The sequence below is a fragment of the Ulvibacterium sp. genome, assembly GCF_965248315.1.
In the GTDB taxonomy this organism is placed as follows: domain Bacteria; phylum Bacteroidota; class Bacteroidia; order Flavobacteriales; family Flavobacteriaceae; genus Ulvibacterium.
Window position 1 is genome coordinate 2110018 of record NZ_CBDFIX010000002.1, and the last position, 17476, is coordinate 2127493.

The window sequence follows — 17476 nt, forward strand, 5'->3', positions numbered from 1 at the left end:
TACAAGTTTAAGAAGAGTTTAACACCTTAGGAGGCCTTATAGAATGGGAGTTGAGTACGATTTGGTAAAGCTGCGTTTTAACTCCGCCTCTCTAAGGCAAATACCCTTCTAAAACCTCATAGAGCCATAGAAGTAGTATCTGCTCTTAGAATTACGCTTTGGTGCTTTAAATATCAATTCGTGCATTGAATTGGTTTTGCTAAAGGAAGAAAAAGAATTTTATCCTGAAACTTGGAATATTTTGTTAAAATTCGTTTAAAGGTGTTCCTATCCTTAACAACATGCTTTCATTTGTAGTAGAGAATAGGTACTAAGTGGAAATCCAACCCTGTTAATTGGTCTGTTGCTGCTAAAAACGGTTCCCTACGCTTCATGGTCGAATCCTGGGCTTAAACAAAACTAAATCGTATAATTGGTTATGATAAAATATTTTAAGGGACTCACATTTTTATCTTTCCTTATTTTGTTGTCCTGTAGTGAAAGAAAAAGCCATCCGATGAAAGGTATGTATAAAATTCACGAGAACATTTCTACCCTCCCCAATATTGCTTACAAAACTATTGATTCCTTAACTCTTGCACTGGATATACACATTCCCGTTCTAAAACTTGGGGAAGAACCTTGGGATGTTCTATCGGAACAATTAAAACCAACATTGATATATTTTCATGGCGGTGGTTGGGTAGAGGGGGAAAGGACCTCAAGATTTTTAGGCCTGCTACCTTACTTGGAAAGGGGTTGGTGTGTAGTAAACGTTGATTATAGGTTATTGGATAAGACCAATCTTATCGGTTGTTTGGACGACTGCAACGATGCCGTAAATTGGGTTTTGAAGAACTCGTCCAAATACAAATTTGACCCTGACCGAATGTATGTATCCGGAGAATCAGCCGGAGGGCACCTGGCCTTGTTAACCGGTATGATGGATGATAGGACCAGAAAGAATGTCCTGTCCAATCCAAAAGATCGAAATATAGCTGGAATAATCAATTGGTATGGGATTACCGATATACCGCAAGCAATCAAATTTTGGAACGACTCGTCCTATACCCAGATGATTTCCGATAAATGGGAGGGCGATTTGGAAATGTATTATGACTTAACTTCGCCCATAAACTATATCTCACAACATACCCCACCTATACTAAGTATTCATGGAGACGCCGATGTGAATGTGGAAATTGGGCAATCCATAGCCTTGCACAAGCGCTTGGACGATGAAAAGATAAGAAACCGCTTGATCAAAGTTCCTGGTAAAAAACATGGTAATTTTTCCTCGGAAGAATTGGCATCGATATTTGAGAGTATTTGGGCCTTTCTTGAACCATAATGGAAGTGATTCAAAAGGAGGAAATCGACTAATTAAATTGAAATGTATTCTACTGCTCTATTACTCAGAATCGCAAAAGTTGTTTCAATATTTGCGATTGGCATGATGGCCTTAATTATCGTGATCGGGAACACCACCGACTATTATACCAATTACTATTTTGTGGAACATGTCCTTAAAATGGATACCATATTCCCTGATAGCAATATTCAGTATCGGGACATTAATAATCCCATATTGATACATACCGGGTATATTTTGCTTATTATCCTAGAGGCCATAATGGCGTTCTGTTGTTTAAAGGGAAGTTGGCTACTCTTTAAAAACCTAAAAAGTGACAGGATAACTTTTCACGCAGCAAAAAAATGGTCAATTGCCGGACTTATTATTGGAATACTTATCTGGTTCTTTGGTTTTGAGGTAATTGGCGGGGAATGGTTTGCCATGTGGCAAAGTTCCGTTTGGAATGGATTGGGTAGTGCCGAAAGGATAGTAACGTTTATAGTCCTGACCTTGATTTTATTCCATCTTAAGGATGAGGAACTTACAAATTAGTGGAAATCTATTATATAAAATGGGATATACTGTAAATTATGGATATAAGGGATAGTCACATCAATTACGTTGAATTCAAAGCAAAAGACCTTGAAGAAACAAAGGAGTTCTATACCGCCTCCTTCAACTGGACTTTTATGGATTATGGGCCAACTTATATCGCTTTTTCAGATAGTGGACTAGAGGGAGGTTTTGAAAAAACGGACTCGGAAATTGTAAATGGAGCATTGGTCGTTCTATACCACAGTAACCTCAATGCCATAAAAAATAGAATCATAAAGGCCGGTGGAAAAATCACAATGGATATTTTTTCCTTTCCCGGAGGCCGCAGATTTCATTTTACGGACCCTTCAGAAAATGAACTTGCCGTTTGGTCGGATAAATAGTTGTTTTAGACCGCCCGCTGTACTACTTCAAAAACACGGTTGCTATCGCACTTAAGGGTTTTTGATGGGAACTTTAAGATAAGTGCGTAATCGTGGGTGGCCATGAGGATGGTCCGCCCGGATTTATTGATATCCTGCAAGACTTTCATTACCTCTACACTCGTCTGGGGGTCTAAGTTTCCGGTAGGTTCGTCGGCCAGAATAAGTTCCGGATCATTTAATAGGGCACGGGCAATGGCGATACGTTGTTGTTCCCCACCCGAAATTTCATGCGGAAATTTAAATCCCTTGGTTTTCATGCCCACCTTGTCCAGAACCTCTTCGATCTGCTTGTCCATTTTTACGGGATCCTTCCAACCGGTCGCTTTTAGTACAAAAAGTAGATTGTTTTTAATATTTCTATCTGGCAGCAATTTAAAATCCTGAAAGACAATGCCCAATTTTCTGCGCAAGTATGGAATGTCCTTTTCTTTGAGTAACTTTAGATCATAACCCACAATGGTTCCAACGCCCTCTCGGAGAGGAATATCGGCATAAAGGGTTTTCATAAAACTACTTTTTCCACTTCCGGTCTTCCCGATAAGATATACAAATTCACCCTTATGCACCTCCAGGTTTACCTCGGTAAGGATTAGACTTTCCTTTTGGAAAATGGAAGCCTCTTTCAATTCCAATATCGTTTCTGGCATCTTGTTTACATTAGTGGGTTGTTGGATCGGGGTTGAACGATCGGATAGTTCTTCAAATTTCGAAACTTGTATTTTGAACCTTTTTTTGGGTACTTCCTTTGTTGATATAAAAGTAATAAGTTCCAGTGGAAAAGGAATACATGGTTTTCAAAAATCTTTTTCTTTGGGGGTTAGGATATACTTAGGAACGATATTTGTCGTTACTGTATATAACATCCGGTTATCGATAAATAGTTAGAACACTATGTTGAAAAAAATTACCGTTCTTTTCCCCATTTTTCTGGGGATGTTTTGTTTGGGAATCGCCCAAGAGACCAAAATCTATACACACGACAAAAAAGACTACCAAGATGCCTTGGCCTTGTACAATAATGAACAGTACCAAGCCGCTCAGACCATTTTTGCCAAAATAAAGAACAACACCGAAGACTTGGAAACCAAGGCCAACAGCGCCTATTACGAGGCCAATGCCGCGGTACGCCTAAACCAATATGGTGCGGACAGGCTCATGGAGGATTTTGTGGAAAAATATCCTACCTCCACCAAGCGGAATTCCGCTTTCGCCGATGTGGCCGAATACTACTTTGAAACAGGAAAGTACCCTTACGCTCTAAAATGGTACAAAAAGGTTGACCAAAGTGCACTTTCTCGAAATGAGATGGACAAGTTCAACTTTAACTATGGCTATTCCCTGTTTTCCTCTAAAAAGCCCAAGGATGCCGAACGCTATTTAAGCAAAGTTACCAACTCCCCGGTGTATGCGTCCCAAGCCAAATATTACCTAGGTTATATCTCGTATCAACAAGACGATTATGAAACTGCCAATGAACGTTTTGACGAGATTACGGATCAAGAAGTATTGGAAGATAAACTCTCTTACTATCAATCAGATATGAATTTTAAATTGGGCAAGTTTGAGGAGGCCATTGCCTTGGCCAAGAAGCAACTGCCCAAATCCAACCGAAAAGAAGTTTCCGAACTCAACAAAATAATCGGGGAGAGCTACTTCAATTTAAGGCAATATGCCAACGCAATTCCCTATTTGGAAGAATATAAGGGCAAGCGTGGGAAATGGAGCAACACGGATTATTACCTTTTGGGCTATTGCTATTACAAGCAAGGCGATTTTGCCAATGCCATTCAACAGTTCAATAAAATCATTGGGGGTACCAATAGCGTTTCCCAAAATGCTTACTACCATTTGGCCGAATGTTATTTGAACTTGGAAAAAAAGCCCGAGGCACTGAACGCCTTTAGAAATGCATCCCAAATGGATTTTTCGCCAGAGATTCAGAAGGATGCCTATTTGAACTATGCCCGATTGAGTTATGAAATCGGAAATGCGTATGAGCCTGTTCCACAAGTTATTTCCAATTACCTGGAACTTTATCCCAATGATGCACATACCAAGGAAATGCAGGAGCTTTTGGTAGATTCGTATATCTCCTCCAAGAACTTTAGGGGTGCTATGGAGCTTTTGGAAAAAAACAGAGGTTTTGCGAGTAAGGCCACCTATCAGAAAGTAGCCTTCTATCTGGGAACGGAACTCTTTATAGATGGGGATTATGGAGCAGCTGCCGAGACTTTTGACAAGTCGTTACGAAGTGCCGAGGATGCCTTGTTCAAAGCTAGGGCCAGTTATTGGAAGGCCGAATCACTCTATCTGCTCAACCGCTTTGATGATGCTTTGTCCAGCTATATAGAATTTAAACAAAACCCCAGCGCCAAACTCACGGAGGAATACAAGGATATGGACTATAATTTGGGCTATGCCCATTTTAAGTTGAAGGACTATGCGAATACCATTTCCAGCTTTAATGCCTATGCGAAGACCAGTCCTTCGGATACCCAAAAATTGTACGATGCCTATTTGCGTTTAGGGGATAGTTATTTTGTAACCAGTAAATACTGGCCCGCAATCGAGACCTATAACAAGGCCTTGGCTTTGACCGGACCACAAAAGGATTATGCAGCCTACCATAAAGCCTTGAGTTATGGGTTTATAGGTAGAGGAAATACTAAGATAGAAGAACTCAGTTCCTTTGTAGGAAGGTATCCAAAATCGACTTTAAAGGACGATGCCCTTTTTGAACTGGGCAATACCTATATAACCTCGGGTCAGGAACAACAAGGTTTACAGAGCTATAATCGGCTCATTAACGAGTATCGGGGAAGTTCCCTAGTGCCCCAGGCCATGATGCGGCAGGGATTGGTGCATTATAATGCCAACCGAAACGATCAGGCCTTGGGCAAATTTAAATCGGTCGTTAGGGATTATCCCAATACGCAAGAGGCGATACAGGCGGTGGCCACGGCTAAATTGATTTATGTGGATATGGGTCGCGTGGATGAGTATGCCGCTTGGGTAGAGAACCTGGATTTCGTGGAGGTCACGGATTCCGAATTGGACAATGCCACTTTTGAATCCGCCAACAAACAAAATCTGGAAGGTAAAAAGGATGCGGCCATCAAGGGCTATGAAAAATATGTAAAACAGTTTCCCAATGGGCTACATGCGGCACAAGCCAATTTTAACCTGGCGCAACTCTACTTTAGCAAGGGACAAAAAGAAAAGGCCCTACCATATTATGTGTTTGTTGCGGACAAGGGTGGAAGCGAGTATGGCGAACAAGCATTGACTCGGGTATGTGAGATCTACATTGGAGAAAATGATTATAATGCGGCGCTTCCCTATCTGGAACGCTTGGAAAGTGTGGCGAACATTCAACAAAACCGAACCTTCGCACAGTCAAATTTGATGAAGGGTTATTATGGCCAGAAGAATTACCCCAAGACTTTGCAATATGCGGACAAGGTATTGGCCAATGGCAATATCGACAATCGTATCAAAAGTGACGCGGAAATCATGATTGCACGTTCGGCCATGGCCACAGGCGATGAAGCAAAAGCCGAATCCGCGTACAAGGACGTACTGAAAATTGCATCCGGTGCCACGGCCGCAGAGGCTCTGTATTATGATGCCTATTTTAAAAACAAATCCGATGATTATGAGGCCTCCAATACTGCGGTGCAAAAGCTGGCAAAGGATTTTGCGGCCTATAAGGAATGGGGAGGTAAAGGGCTGATCATTATGGCCAAGAACTTTTATGCCTTGGATGATGCCTATCAAGCCACGTATATTTTGGACAGCGTAATCGCCAACTTTACCCAATTTCCGGAAATTGTGTCCGAAGCCAAAGGTGAACTGGCCATCATAAAGGCCAAGGAAGCCCAAAGCAATTCTTCAATAAATACCGACGGCAATTAAGATGATCCGAGTTTCTAAGACGAGAGAACACATGATACAAAAACAGATTACTACAAGCCTTATGCTATTCTTGGGAGTTTGCTTGGCCGTTTTTGGACAGGAAGAGGGCCAGGATGATATCGGGACCGAAACCGTGACCGTAACCAAGGCGTATACACCTACCATTTCGGATGCTTTTAAGATCAAATCCGTTCCTCAGTTTGGTGATTCCATTGCACTGCAGAAGAAGGATATAACCTATAGCATCAACTCTGTCCCCGTGGCTTCTACCTTTACACCCGCCAAGGGACAGGCATCCAGGGTAAAGAAGACACCGCCACCGGTATTGTTCAATTCCTATGCTTCGGCGGGAGGCGGAAATCCCGCTAATTTAATGGCCAAGTTTTATACCAGTAGAACCATTGACAGGGAGTCGGGATTTACCCTGGGGCTGGAACATAATTCTTCCAGGGGCGATATAGATGGGATAGTGTTGGACAATATCTACTCGGATACCGAGTTGGAAGCAGCCTATAAAAAGAGGGACCGTGATCTGGATTGGGGTGTTGATTTGGGGGTACAGCATCAGCTCTACAATTGGTACGGCTTGCCCATAGGTGTTTTTGATGAGGCTACGGTAAATGCAATTGACGAAAGACAAAATTACTATATGGCCGAAATATCCGGCCATGTTAATCTTGAAGATTCCTTTTTCAAAAATGCATCGTTGGAATATCGTCGATTTTGGGATGTCATAAAATCCGGAGAGAACAGGGCCGTTTTTAAAACAGGTTTTGAATTTCCCTTAAACGAGGAGTCCTTAGGCATTAATGCCAAGGTTGACTATGTAAACGGAAGTTTTGAAAATGCCGATGTCAATAACACGGCCAACATTAATGGGATAAACTATAGCCAATTCCAGGTAGGGATCAACCCCAGTTTGACCATGTACCGGGATGACTTGTCCTTAAATCTTGGTGTAAATTTGGTCTACGGTTTGGATACCGAGCGCAGTGATAGTAATTTTTATATCTATCCCGCTGTAACCGCCTCTTATCGTTTACTGGATGAGGTGGCCATTGTCTACGGCGGTATTGAGGGAGAGCTCAGCCAAAACTCCTATTACGGTTTTGTGGAGGACAATCCTTTTGTGTCACCAACTTTGACCATTGCTCCTACGGATAGGCAATACGATGCCTACTTGGGATTACGAGGGCAATTGTTGCCTAACTTAAGCTATAATATCAAAGGCTCCTATACCGCGGAGAATCGCAGGCCTTTGTTCAAACTAAACCCGCAAAACACATTTAGAACCGATGAGAAGGGATACTATTATGGGAACTCTTTTGAGGTGTTTTATGATGATATAAAGACCATTGGCGTATTCGGAGAATTGAATGTGGATGTAAACCGAAACTTTACTTTGGGCATCAATGCAGAGATATATGATTACGATACTGAAACGGATAATCCGGCTTGGAACCTTCCCAATATAAAAGGCTCACTTTTTATGGATTACCAAATTGGCGAAAAATGGTATATGGGAGCCAATCTATTTTATGTAGGTGAGCGGGAAGACGTAGCAACCGTGGCGATCGCCAATGCACAACCTTCGGAATTTCCGGCAACCATACTTACCTTGGATGGTTTCTTTGATGCCAATGCCCATGTAGGCCACCGATTGAACGATCAGTTATCCGTTTTTGTACGTGCCGCCAACATCGCCAATAACAATTACCAGCGGTGGGCCAACTTTCCGGTTCAGGGCTTCCAGATTTTGGGTGGAGCCACCTATAAGTTCGATTTCTAGGCTAAGGCACTTCGGATATGGGCAAATCTGTTTTGAACAACCGAGAACTCTGCCTTTAATCGATATCAATCCAAAGGGAATGACCAAATGCTTAATTTAGAATTGGTTAACTAAAAAAAAATTGGATTTGTATCGGATTTCTGCATTTGGAATCATCTTGTTGTGCATTGGGTGTATAGGTCATGTTTTTGCCCAAAATTTGGTAAGAAACCCAAGTTTTGAGACCTATAGCAATTGTCCTCAGCGGTTGGGGAATTTCAATGACGACGTCCAATCTTGGTCTACCCCCTCCAAAGGTTCCACGGATTATTTTAATGGCTGTAGTACGGCCATGGGGACACCGAAGAATTTTAATGGTGATCAACCTGCGGATTTTGGCAAGGGCTACGCAGGCTTATACGTATATGCACCTGAGGATTATCGGGAATACCTGCAAGGAGAGCTTTCACGGACTTTGGAACCCGGAAGGAAGTATCATATTTCATTTTATGTTAGCCTAGCTGAACAGTCGGACTTTGCCGTAAATGAATTTGGTGTGGTGTTTTCAAAGAATAAATTAGAATTCACCACAAAAAAGGAACTTTCTAAAGGAGTACTCTACAAGAATAGGGATAACAAGTATAACACTTTGGAAATTGGTTATAATGACTTTTATTCCGATACCCAGGACTGGGTCCTGGTGCGTACAGATTTTGTAGCCAAAGGATGGGAAAGGTTCATGACCATCGGAAATTTTAAGAAGAATACCCGTACCCGATTGTTCAAAACCAAACGTAGTGCCAAAAAGGGAGCGTATTATTACATAGACATGGTGAAAGTTGGATACACCAAAAAAATAGATACGGAAGAGCATCTTACGGACAGTGGCTTGGAAGACAAGATAGAGGATATTCAATTAAATCAGATTCATGTTTTTGAAAATGTACTTTTTGAATTTAACAGGTTTCAATTGTTGGAAGGGGAAAAGGTGGAATTACGAAAAATTTTCCAATATCTTAAAAATGATATGGCCCTAAAAATACATATTCACGGACATACGGATACTATAGGGTCCATAGCCTATAATCAAAACTTGTCCAATAAAAGAGCAAAATCCGTAGCGGATTATCTCATACATTTAGGCCTGCCCGAGAAAAGAATCTTGTGGAACGGGCATGGCGGTACAAAACCGGTTGCTGATAATGCAACAGAAGTGGGACGCAAACAAAACCGGCGGGTGGAGTTCGTGATTTCCAGGCAAGAATAATCTTGTATTCGTTTTTATTTGGTGGTAAACTCCGTACTTTGTAGAAAATCAGAAGATAGTTATGGATGTTAAACTGGCCGTGTTGATAGATGGTGATAATATACCTGCGGGGTATGTTAAGGAAATGATGGAGGAAATCGCAAAATATGGTAACCCTACCATTAAACGTATTTATGGCGATTGGACCAATCCTCGCTTGGGAAAATGGAAGCATGTGCTGTTGGAAAATGCCATTACCCCTATCCAACAATATGGGTACACTACCGGAAAGAATGCCACGGATTCCGCCATGATAATCGATGCTATGGATATCCTATACTCGGGTAAGGTCAATGGATTTTGTCTGGTAAGTAGTGATAGCGATTTTACACGTTTGGCCATTAGACTTCGCGAGGCGGGAATGCAAGTATTCGGAATTGGGGAAAAGAAAACACCCGATCCCTTTATTGTGGCCTGTGATCGTTTCATCTATCTCGAAATCTTAAAGGACCAGCCGGAAGAAGATACGCCGGATGCTACTACAAGGAAGTCCAAATCCAAAGCTAATTTGGATAAGATTGGGCCCAAGGTAATTAAACTGATCTCTACCACTATAGACGATGTTGCCGATGATGATGGGTGGGCTTTTTTAGGTGATGTAGGTAGCTTGCTGCAAAAAAAACAACCCAATTTCGATTCCCGTAACTACGGTTTTCAAAAACTAACTCCATTAATCGCGTCATTGTCCAATTTTGAGGTTGAACGCCGTGAGGATTCGCGAGGTAAAAAGAAATTGATTTATGTGAAAATCAAGGAAAAAACAAAACCTCGTTAAACCTAAAGAACAATTTATTTTTGTACTTTGTAACAATTCAAAGCACAATCCCTTTAAAACGTTACAAATGAAAAATCAATTGAACCCCATCAAAGGAATTTTTGGGATATCCATCTGCATAGCATTTAGTTTTTGCTTTGTTCTACATGCAGCCGTACCTTCAAAAGAGATAGTCCTTCTTAAGGACAAAAAAATAACCACAATGGTCGGCGATAATTTGGTAGGAGGTTGGGAGTATACCGCTCAAGGTGCTCCTGAAGGCTATGATAAAGGTCTTTTGTTGATTGTTGGGCAAGATGGGCAGTATCAAGTTCAGGTACAAAACGGCGCCGGTACCTTTATCGGTGAGAATGTCACTGTAAAAAAGAACACCATTAATTTTACTTTAATGATAGAAGGTGGGCAGGTTACGGTCAACCTGACTGCTAACGGAAGCAAAATTTCTGGAAAAAGCTCATCTCCAGAAGGAGATTATGTTATTGAAGGTGTGAAGAGTATTTCACCGGAGTAAACCGATTATCATTCCCTCCAGATACCATTGAAAGAGCCTAGAAGCCCCATTTTTTTTCTACTATAAGTATTGAAGATTCCCCCTTACAAACATTTTGGATCATTGCCGTGACATACATCCGTTTTTTGCTTTGGTTGTAATTAAGCACTATGAGAAGATTGATATTTTTATTGGTGTTGATGCTATCCAGTTGCGAACTGCTAAAGGAAAAGGTGGATTTTGTAATCTTGAACGCCAATGTATACAAGGTCGATGATAATTTTTCCAAGGCTGAGGCTTTTGCCGTGAATAAAGGAAAATTTGTGGCAATAGGAAGTACGAAGGAAATTCAAGACAACTATACTGCGGAATCAATAATAGATGCTGATGGACGTACCATTACTCCAGGATTCATAGATGCCCATTGTCATTTTTACCGTCTAGGAATGAACCAACAGGTGGTTGACCTTTCCGGGACCAAAAGTTATGAGGAGGTTTTGGAACGCGTATTGGCATTTCAAAATGAAAACCAAAAGGATTTTATTTTGGGTAGGGGTTGGGATCAGAATGATTGGGAGGTCAAGGAATTTCCGACCAAAAAAGAGCTGGATACCTTATTTCCCGATACCCCTGTAGCTCTGAGAAGAATCGACGGTCACGCTTTATTGGTAAACCAAAAAGCGCTGGACGTGGCCGGAATTGATTGGAGCACTAAGGTAGAAGGAGGGGAGATCGTTAAAAAATGGAATAGTGAAATTCAAGGCATCACCGGGGTTTTAATAGATAACCCCATGCGTCTTATTGATTCAATAATTCCTCCGCCAACCTTGGAAACAAAGATTCAGGCTTTAAAAGATGCCCAACAGATTTGTTTTGTTAATGGTCTTACCACAGTAAACGATGCAGGTCTTGATCGAGAAATTATAGAGCTTATGGATAGTTTGCAGCGGACCGGGGAGCTTTCCATTCGGATTTATGCTATGATAAGCAATACTCCGAAAAACCTGAATCATTATTTGTATAGGGCACCTTTTAAGACCGATCGATTAAATGTTCGTTCCGTAAAAGTGTACGGTGATGGAGCCTTAGGTTCCAGAGGTGCAACATTAAAAAGACCCTATTCGGATTTGCCTGGGCATTATGGGGCCATGGTGACCCCTGTTCATGAAATTGAGGATTTGGCCAGGAGAATCGCCATTTCGGAATATCAAATGAATACACATGCCATAGGTGACTCGGCCAATGCCGTAGTACTTAAGTCCTACAAAAAGTTTCTTCAGGGAGAGAAGGACCGACGTTGGAAAATAGAGCATGCCCAGGTTTTGGACTCCTTGGATTTTGATTATTTTGAGGATGGTATCATCCCTTCTGTGCAACCCACTCATGCCACGAGCGATATGTACTGGGCCGAGGAACGCTTGGGTAAAGAACGTATTCCCGGAGCCTATGCTTTCAAAACCTTATTGGATAAGGCCGGATTGATAGCTTTGGGCACTGACTTTCCCGTAGAAAAGGTAAGTCCCTTCCTAACTTTTTATGCGGCGGTTGCTCGTAAAGACCTTGACGACTACCCGGAAGGCGGTTTCCAGATCAAGGATGCCCTAACCCGGGAAGATGCTTTACGCGGAATGACCATCTGGGCAGCTTACTCCAATTTTGAGGAAAAAGAAAAGGGAAGTATTGAAGTCGGGAAATTTGCCGACTTTGTAATACTAAGCGATGATATCATGACAGTTCCGCTGGAACAAATTCCAAATCTTAGGGCCGAACAGACTTTTATCGGCGGAGATATAGCCGAGTAAAAATTTCAACAAAAAAAACCCGAAACAAGAAAAGTCTCGGGTTTTAAATTATTTGGTCCAATAACTTTACATGGTTATTGGCACTGCCACTCGAGTCTTGTCCCAGCCCATAACCATATGCGCCCCATTGTCCACTTCCTTAAAGGCTATGGAAAAGGCGTCCAGAGAAGAACTATCGGAAGCTGCGGGTACGGTAACCCTCGCTACATCGCCAGTTTCGTCATAGGAATAGGCGCCCCACTGATTTAGGTTTTTGTTGAGTACAACAGTCCATTCGTCCTTGCCGGGAATAGTAAATAGAGCATACGTGCCAGCGGAAATAGCCTTGCCACCAAAATTCACGTTCTTATAAAAGGTGATTTCTGCCGCTTCATTGGCACCGGTTCGCCAAACCTTTCCGGCAGGGGCAAGCTCTGACAAGGAACGTCCCTTTAACTGCGGACGACTGTAAATGATTCGTACCGCTTTGTCGGCGACCCGATAACTGGACGGGTAAGCTGCCATGTCCATGGGGCTCTTATCAAGTCCATCAAATTTCTGGGCCAAAGCCTCTGAGGAAAATACAATTGCCAATACCAAAAGGGCAAGAGAGCATAATTTTTTCATGTTTGTTTTTGTTTTTAGTGTGTTCAAAGCTAGTTAGTAATCCAATTATAGACTTATAAAAAGTCGTTAAAATTTGTACAGCTTACATAGCGTTCCATTTTTCTTCCAAACTAATTTTAATTATTACAGTATTCATTTAAAATTATATGTAAAGTGAAAATTAGTAAGCAAAAATTATTTTATTGTTTTTATTAGATATTTTATATACATCTTTGCTTTTAAATTGATATAACTTAATTGATATGTGTGGAATTGTTTGTGCGTTCGATGTGAAGGAAAGTACCGAAGCCTTGAGACCCCAACTTTTGGAAATGTCCAAGAAAGTAAGGCATAGAGGGCCGGATTGGAGTGGGATCTATTCGGACGATAAGGCTATTTTGGCCCATGAAAGATTGGCCATTGTAGATCCGGTTTCCGGTAAGCAGCCCTTATTTAGTGCCGATGGAAAGTTGGTTTTGGCCGCTAATGGAGAAATATATAACCACAGGGAATTACGAAAGCAATTTGATGGAAAGTATGATTTCCAGACCCAATCCGATTGTGAGGTCATTTTGGCTTTATATCAAAAGAAAGGCGCTGATTTTTTGGATGAAATGAACGGTATTTTTGGTTTTGCCATTTATGATGCCGAGAAAGAAGAATATTTTGTGGCCAGGGACCATATGGGAATTATCCCTTTATATATGGGATGGGACCAGAACGGTACTTTTTACGTAGCATCCGAGTTAAAGGCTTTGGAGGATAAGTGTACCAAAATAGAACTTTTTCCTCCAGGGCATTACTTGCATAGCAAGTATGGAGAACTAAAAAGATGGTATACCCGGGATTGGATGGAGTACGATGCTGTAAAGGAAAATGAGACCAGTATCAAAGAAATTCAGGAAGCTTTGGAGGCGGCGGTCCATCGTCAATTAATGTCAGATGTTCCGTATGGGGTATTGCTTTCCGGGGGGTTGGATTCCTCTGTCACTTCGGCCGTTGCCAAAAAGTATGCCCAAAAACGAATAGAATCGGATGATACCAAAGAAGCCTGGTGGCCCCAATTACATTCATTCTCTGTGGGATTGGAAGGCTCTCCTGATTTGGCGGCCGCCCAAAAGGTAGCCGATCATATTGGAACGGTACATCATGAAATAAAGTTCACAATCCAAGAAGGATTGGATGCCATTAAGGATGTTATCTACAATTTGGAAACCTATGATATTACTACCATTCGGGCTTCCACTCCCATGTACCTTATGGCTAGGGTCATAAAATCCATGGGAATAAAAATGGTATTGTCCGGTGAGGGTGCTGATGAGCTTTTTGGCGGCTACCTATACTTTCATAAGGCACCAAGCCCAAAGGATTTTCACGAAGAGACAGTTCGGAAGCTGGATAAATTGCATATGTACGATTGTCTTAGGGCCAATAAGTCCTTGGCGGCCTGGGGTATCGAAGGGCGCGTACCATTTTTGGATAAGGAGTTTATGGATGTGGCCATGCGAATAAATCCCAAGGATAAAATGATCAATGGGGAACGCATGGAGAAATGGGTGGTCCGCAAAGCTTTTGAGGACTATTTGCCGGAAAGTGTGGCATGGAGACAAAAAGAGCAGTTTTCAGATGGGGTAGGTTATAGCTGGATAGACACCCTAAAGGAGTTAGTGGAGGAAAAAGTTTCCGATGAGCAATTGGCCAATGCCAAGTTTCGGTTCCCATTGCAGACACCAACTACAAAAGAGGAGTTTTATTATCGGTCCATTTTTGAAGGACATTTCCCTTCGGATGCCGCCGCATTATGTGTTCCGCAGGAACCATCAGTAGCTTGTAGCACCAAGATTGCCCTGGAATGGGATGAGGCATTTAAGAACATGAACGATCCCTCTGGAAGGGCCGTAGCAAAAGTACATGACGATGCCTATGTAAAATGAAATTTATAGAATTCCTCACCTAAAGAGGATGTTGGCTGTCTTTATATAAAGTAACCAACAAGTATAGTTCTGTTTTGCCCATTAATTATGATGGGGCTCAGTTTTTATTTTAATTAGTCCTTAACCCCGCCCTAGGCGGGGTTTTGTCAATGAGGCCCAAGTTTTTCCAAAACTTGTTGGCCGAATTGACCCCGAGCCTGTCGAAGGGTCCGTTCGAAGCAGTCCCCTGACGGTTGCCCAAGTTTTTCCAAAACTTGTTGGCCGAATTGACCCTGATCAGACATCGTATGTCCAAGATGAAATAAGAAATTGGCCGACTTCAATTTTAATTTTTCGCCCTTCTGTTTTTCAATAGAAAATCAGCCTAAACAATGAGGGCAAAAATACTAATATTTTCCACAATTTTTGTTGATAACTTAGATGCTTTAAAGAGAGTAAAACACTATATTCCATGGGGTTTTCCGTATATTTGTAAGATTGCAAAAATTGAATGGGACCAAGCCTTTGAAAAAAGTAAATAGCTACTGATTTTCATGGGCTCCCAATGGATATTGGGAAGGTGAAAACAACTTTTAAATTCTATGAGCGAAGAAGCAAAAAAGAGGAATTATTCGGCCGATAGTATTCAGGCCCTTGAAGGGATGGAGCATGTACGTATGCGTCCATCCATGTACATTGGGGATGTAGGTGTCCGGGGATTGCACCATTTGGTCTATGAGGTAGTGGATAACTCCATAGATGAGGCCATGGGGGGGCATTGTGATACGATTAGTGTAACCATAAATAAGGACAATTCCATAACCGTAAGGGATAATGGTAGGGGAATTCCTGTTGACCTTCATAAAAAGGAAGGTGTCTCTGCCTTGGAAGTGGTCATGACCAAAATTGGGGCGGGGGGAAAATTCGATAAGGATTCCTATAAGGTTTCGGGAGGTCTTCACGGTGTAGGTGTTTCTGTGGTCAATGCGCTTTCCGATCATCTGAAGGCTACGGTATACAGGGATGGTAAAATATGGGAGCAGGAATATGAAAGGGGAAAGACGCTGTATCCCGTTAAAAGTGTTGGGGAAACAAAGGAAAGGGGAACATTGGTCACCTTCCATCCGGATGAAACCATATTCACCCAAACCATAGAATATAGCTATGAAACCTTGGCCAATAGGATGCGGGAGCTTTCATACCTAAACAAAGGTGTAACCATAAGCATAACGGACGAACGTGAGAAAGGTGAGGATGGTGAATTCATTTCTGAAACCTTTTATTCCGACGAAGGACTAAGGGAATTTGTACGTTTCTTGGATGGTAACCGGGAGGCTTTGATTCAAAATGTCATCGCCATGGAGGGTGAAAAAAATGACATCCCCGTTGAGGTGGCCATGATCTACAACACAAGTTACACAGAGAATTTACATTCTTATGTGAACAATATCAATACCCATGAGGGAGGAACCCATTTATCAGGATTCAGAAGGGGGCTAACCACTACATTAAAAAAGTATGCGGATGCCTCGGGAATGTTGGATAAACTAAAATTTGAGGTTCAAGGTGATGACTTTAGGGAAGGATTAACGGCCATAGTTTCGGTGAAGGTAGCCGAACCACAGTTTGAGGGGCAGACCAAGACCAAACTGGGCAATAGGGAAGTATCCTCAGCAGTTTCCCAGGCCGTTTCCGAAATGTTGACCAATTATTTGGAGGAGCACCCGGATGATGCCAAAGTGATTGTTCAGAAGGTCATTCTGGCTGCCCAAGCTAGGCATGCAGCTACCAAGGCCCGGGAAATGGTACAACGAAAATCACCCATGAGCATTGGGGGATTACCCGGAAAATTGGCGGATTGCTCTGAGCAGGATCCCGCAAAATGCGAATTATTCCTAGTAGAGGGGGACTCTGCGGGCGGAACGGCTAAAATGGGTAGGGAACGTAGCTTTCAGGCTATTTTACCGCTTAGAGGGAAGATTTTGAATGTTGAAAAGGCCATGCAGCATAAGGTTTTCGAGAATGAAGAAATCAAAAACATCTATACGGCCCTTGGAGTTACCATCGGGACCGAAGAGGATAGCAAAGCCCTGAACCTGGAAAAATTGCGGTATCACAAGGTGGTTATTATGTGTGATGCGGACGTTGATGGTAGCCATATCGAAACTTTGATCCTCACCTTCTTTTTCAGATATATGCGAGAATTGATAGAAGCAGGACATGTCTACATAGCTACCCCACCGCTTTACCTGGTCAAAAAAGGTAGTAAGAAACGGTACGCTTGGAACGATAGTGATCGTGACGAGATTATAGAGAGTTTTGGTGGAGCCGCTTCGGTGCAACGCTACAAGGGTCTTGGGGAAATGAACGCTGAACAGTTGGCGGATACTACCATGAACCCGGAATTCAGGACTTTACGCCAAGTTACTATAGATAATGCTACGGAATCTGATCGTATTTTTTCCATGCTTATGGGAGATGAGGTACCGCCAAGGAGGGAATTTATAGAGAAAAATGCCGTTTATGCGAACATTGATGCATAAGAATTGGCACTTCACAACAAAAACCCTGACAGTTATGTCGGGGTTTTTTAGTTTTAGGGAAAAATC

13 protein-coding genes are annotated in these 17476 nt (G+C 42.1%); 11 read left to right on the forward strand and 2 right to left on the reverse strand.

The window, feature by feature from the left end; translation table 11 throughout:
• Nucleotides 1-505: 505 nt before the first annotated feature.
• From ACP2AF_RS10685 to ACP2AF_RS10695, 3 genes are read left to right on the forward strand one after another with little or no spacing between them, the layout of a single operon-like run.
• Entirely contained in the window at nt 506-1330 is an 825-nt protein-coding gene (locus ACP2AF_RS10685; RefSeq protein ID WP_425236145.1) for an alpha/beta hydrolase fold domain-containing protein, read from the forward strand.
• A gap of 42 nt (nt 1331-1372) precedes the next feature.
• Entirely contained in the window at nt 1373-1885 is a 513-nt protein-coding gene (locus tag ACP2AF_RS10690) for a DUF2165 family protein (protein ID WP_425236146.1), read from the forward strand.
• Nucleotides 1886-1923: 38 nt separating this feature from the next.
• On the forward strand, nt 1924-2271 hold the full coding sequence (locus ACP2AF_RS10695) for a VOC family protein (protein WP_425236147.1): 348 nt from the start codon (nt 1924-1926) through the stop codon (nt 2269-2271).
• A 5-nt stretch (nt 2272-2276) separates the two neighbouring features.
• On the opposite strand, the gene ACP2AF_RS10700 is transcribed toward ACP2AF_RS10695, so the two are convergent.
• Nucleotides 2277-2960: a cell division ATP-binding protein FtsE gene (locus ACP2AF_RS10700; protein ID WP_425236148.1), complete on the reverse strand. Its 684-nt coding sequence runs from the start codon at nt 2958-2960 to the stop codon at nt 2277-2279.
• Between the two features lie 244 nt (nt 2961-3204).
• On the opposite strand from ACP2AF_RS10700, the gene ACP2AF_RS10705 reads away from it, so the two are divergent.
• The 6 genes from ACP2AF_RS10705 (at nt 3205) to ACP2AF_RS10730 (ending at nt 12369) form a co-directional block, all read left to right on the forward strand.
• Nucleotides 3205-6228 (forward strand): tetratricopeptide repeat protein, encoded by a 3024-nt coding sequence (locus ACP2AF_RS10705; RefSeq protein WP_425236149.1) that lies wholly within the window; start codon nt 3205-3207, stop codon nt 6226-6228.
• A 31-nt stretch (nt 6229-6259) separates the two neighbouring features.
• On the forward strand, nt 6260-8017 hold the full coding sequence (locus ACP2AF_RS10710) for a TonB-dependent receptor (protein WP_425236150.1): 1758 nt from the start codon (nt 6260-6262) through the stop codon (nt 8015-8017).
• 127 nt (nt 8018-8144) lie between these two features.
• Nucleotides 8145-9263 (forward strand): OmpA family protein, encoded by a 1119-nt coding sequence (locus tag ACP2AF_RS10715; RefSeq protein WP_425236151.1) that lies wholly within the window; start codon nt 8145-8147, stop codon nt 9261-9263.
• Between the two features lie 61 nt (nt 9264-9324).
• A complete protein-coding gene (locus ACP2AF_RS10720; RefSeq protein WP_425236152.1) occupies nt 9325-10077 on the forward strand; it encodes an NYN domain-containing protein in 753 nt (250 codons plus the stop codon).
• A 67-nt stretch (nt 10078-10144) separates the two neighbouring features.
• Entirely contained in the window at nt 10145-10588 is a 444-nt protein-coding gene (locus ACP2AF_RS10725) for a hypothetical protein (protein WP_425236153.1), read from the forward strand.
• Between the two features lie 149 nt (nt 10589-10737).
• Nucleotides 10738-12369 (forward strand): amidohydrolase, encoded by a 1632-nt coding sequence (locus ACP2AF_RS10730; RefSeq protein WP_425236154.1) that lies wholly within the window; start codon nt 10738-10740, stop codon nt 12367-12369.
• A gap of 66 nt (nt 12370-12435) precedes the next feature.
• Here the strand turns inward: ACP2AF_RS10730 and ACP2AF_RS10735 are convergent, their stop codons facing one another.
• Nucleotides 12436-12975 carry a DUF2911 domain-containing protein gene (locus ACP2AF_RS10735; protein ID WP_425236155.1) on the reverse strand — a complete coding sequence of 180 codons (540 nt, stop codon included), beginning with the start codon at nt 12973-12975 and terminating at the stop codon, nt 12436-12438.
• Nucleotides 12976-13217: 242 nt separating this feature from the next.
• Here ACP2AF_RS10735 and asnB point away from each other — a divergent pair, with 242 nt between their 5' ends.
• Both asnB and gyrB read left to right on the forward strand, forming a co-directional pair.
• Nucleotides 13218-14888 carry an asparagine synthase B gene (gene asnB / locus ACP2AF_RS10740; RefSeq protein ID WP_425236156.1) on the forward strand — a complete coding sequence of 557 codons (1671 nt, stop codon included), beginning with the start codon at nt 13218-13220 and terminating at the stop codon, nt 14886-14888.
• A gap of 581 nt (nt 14889-15469) precedes the next feature.
• On the forward strand, nt 15470-17410 hold the full coding sequence (gyrB, locus tag ACP2AF_RS10745; RefSeq protein WP_425236157.1) for a DNA topoisomerase (ATP-hydrolyzing) subunit B: 1941 nt from the start codon (nt 15470-15472) through the stop codon (nt 17408-17410).
• The last annotated feature ends 66 nt before the right edge of the window (nt 17411-17476 follow it).